This is a genomic window from Streptomyces sp. WELS2, assembly GCF_013870595.1.
Taxonomy (GTDB): domain Bacteria; phylum Actinomycetota; class Actinomycetes; order Streptomycetales; family Streptomycetaceae; genus Streptomyces.
The window spans coordinates 1-3175 of the sequence record NZ_JACBWZ010000724.1 but is presented as its reverse complement, the minus strand read 5'-3'; the positions used below and the strand labels follow the sequence as shown (position 1 = coordinate 3175).

At 75.8% G+C, this 3175-nt stretch carries 1 protein-coding gene; it reads left to right on the top strand.

Annotated features, from left to right (window positions below):
* Nucleotides 1-3175: condensation domain-containing protein (locus tag H5J33_RS28800; protein WP_258565461.1), on the top strand; the 3175-nt coding region annotated here is incomplete at both ends.

Genomic DNA, 3175 nt, shown 5'->3' with positions numbered 1-3175 from the left:
CACCGCCTACGTCGCCCCCCGGCCCGGCACCGAGGAACGCCTGGCCGCGATCTGGGCCGAGGTGCTCGGCGTCGAACGCGTCGGCGCCCGCGACAACTTCTTCGCCCTCGGCGGCGACTCCATCCTCAGCATCCAGATCGTCTCCCGCGCCCGGCAGGCCGGCCTCGCCCTCACCACCAAGGACGTCTTCCGGCACCAGACCGTCGCCGAACTCGCCCTGCGGGCCAAGGAGTCCACGCCCCACCAGGCCGCCGAGGAGACCGGCGAGACACCGCTCACCCCCATCCAGCACTGGTACCTGGACGGCCGCGACCCCGCCCGGCCGCTGCGGTTCACCATGACCCAGCGCCTGGAACTCGCCGCCGGCACCCGCTCCCCGGCGCTGGAGCGGGCCACCGAGGCGATCGTCCGCCGGCACGCCGCCCTGCGCACCCGGTTCCGCCACACCCCCGACGGCTGGCGCCAGGAGGCGCTGCCCGAGGCCCCGGACGGCGTGTTCACCCGGCACGACGTGGCCGCGCTGGACGACCCGGCGCTGGAGCGCGAGGCCCAGCGGCTGACGGAGGAGGCGCAGACCGCCCTCGACCCCACGGCCGGGCGGGTCGTCCGCGTCCTGTTCCTGGACCGGGGTCCGCACCGGCCGGGCCAACTGGTCGTCACCGCGCACCACTTGGTGATCGACGGCGTGTCCTGGCGCATCCTGCTCGCCGACCTGGAGGCCGCCCACCGGGCGGCGGCGGCCGGCCGGCCCGCCGACCCGCCCGCCACCGGCACCCCCTACGGCCACTGGGCCGCCCGCCTGGAACGGCACACCCGCTCCGGCGCCCTCGACGCCGACCTGCCGTACTGGACCCGCACCGGCGAGGCCCCCGCCGAACTGCCCGCCGGACGCCCCGGACCGAACACCCACGGCACCGCCGCCACCCTCACCGTCACCCTGGAGCAGCCCGCCACCGACGCCCTGCTGCGCCGGGTCCCGGAGACCTACCGCACCCAGGTCAACGACGTCCTGCTCAGCGCCCTCGGCCGCACCCTGGCCCGCTGGTGCGGACGCGACACCGTCCTGCTGGGCGTCGAGGGCCACGGCCGGGAGGAGCTCTTCGAGGACGTGGACCTGTCCCGGACCGTCGGCTGGTTCACCGCCGAGTACCCCCTCGCCCTGCGCGTCGCCCCGGACGCCGGCTGGCACGACACCCTCCGCTCGGTCAAGGAACAACTGCGCGCGGTCCCGCTGCACGGCCTGAGCCACGGCGCCCTGCGCCACCTCGTACCCGGCAGCCCGCTCGCCGGTGCCCCCACCCCACAGGTCGGCTTCAACTACCACGGCCAGTGGGACACCGACGGCACCGACGGCCTGTTCCGCGCCGCCCTGCCCCCGGCGGGACGCGACACCGACCCGGACGAACCCCGCCCGTACCTGCTGGACATCACCGGCGTCGTCCAGCACGGCCGCCTCGAACTCGGCTGGACCTACCCGGCGGCCGTCTACGACGAGGCCACCGTCCGCCGGCTCGCCGAGGACACCCTCACCGCCCTGCGCGAGATCGTGGCGCACTGCGCGGACCCCGCGGCCGGCGGCCGCACCCCTTCCGACTTCCCCCTCGCCGGCCTCGGCCAGGAACACCTGGACCGGCTCGTCGGCACCGGCCGGGGCGTCGAGGACGTACTGCCGCTCACCCCGCTCCAGTCCGGCATGCTCTTCCACGGCCTCGTGGACACCGAGCACGCCTACTTCGACCGCACCGCCGTACGGCTGTCCGGGGTGGCCGACCCGCACGCGTTCGCCACCGCCTGGCAACAGGTCGCCGACCGCACCCCGGCGCTGCGCACCAGCGTCCACTGGCACGGCCTCCCCCACCCGGTGCAGGTCGTCCACCACCACGCCGAACTGCCGGTCACCCACCTCGACTGGCGCGCGTTCACCCTCGCCGAGCGGGCCGAGGCCACCGACCGGCTGCTCGCCGAGGACCGCGCGGCCGGCCTGGACCTCACCAGCGCGCCGCTCACCCGGCTCACCCTGGCCGCCCTGCCCGGCGACGAGGTACTGCTGCTGTGGTCCACCCACCACATCGTCCTCGACGGCTGGAGCACCGGGCAGCTGCTCACCGAGGTCTGCGCACGCTACGCGGCCCTCACCGGCGGCCCCGAGGAGGCACCCCCGGCACGCCGGCCCTTCGCGGACTTCCTGCACTGGCTGCGCGCGCAGGACGAGACGGCCGCCGAACGGCACTGGGCCGAGACGCTCGCCGGGTTCACCGCCCGCACCCCGCTGCCGTACGACCACGCGCCCGCCGAGGCCCACCGCGCCTGCTCCACCGCCGCCGTCCGCCACGCGCTGGACCCGGAGGTCTCCCGGCGGCTGCGGGAGGGCGCCGCCCGCGCCGGACTCACCGTCAACACCGTGATCGAGGGTGCCTGGGCGCTGCTGCTGGCCCGCTCCGGCGGCCGGGACGACGTGGTGTTCGGCACCACCGTCTCCGGCCGCCCGGCCGAACTTCCCGGTGTGGAAGGCATGATCGGCATGTTCGTCAACACCGTGCCGACCCGGGTCCGGATCCCGGCCGGACCGGTGCTGCCGTGGCTGCGCGACCTCCAGGAACGGCAGAGCGACACCCGCCGCTTCGACTTCCTCGCCCTGCCCCGCATCCAGGCCGTCGGTGAAGTACCTCCCGGCGAACCGCTGTTCGACAGCATGGTGGTGTTCGAGAACTATCCCGTGGACGAGTCGGCGACCGCCCGCACCGGCGTCCGGGTCGAGGAAGTACGCGCCGACGACGCCACCACCTTCGCCTGGTGCCTGCGCGCGCACCTGGACGAACGGCTCGGCTTCGAGCTGGCCTACGACCCCGCCCTGTTCGACGCCGGCACCGCCGAGCGCGCCGCGGACCGGCTCGCCGCGCTGCTCACCACCCTCGCCGACGGCTTCGACACCGACCTGGCCGGCCTGGACCTGCTCACCCCGGCCGACCGCGAGCTGCTGGCCGCCTGGAACACCACCGCCCGTCCGGCCGGCCCGCGCAGCCCCGTGGACCTGTTCGCCGAGCAGGCCCGCCGCACCCCGGACGCGGTCGCGGTGCACGACGGCGACCGCGAGCTGACCTACCGCGAACTGCACGAGTGGGCCCGTGCGCTGGCCGGCCGGCTGCTGGCCGGCGGGCTCGCTCCCGAGGACCGG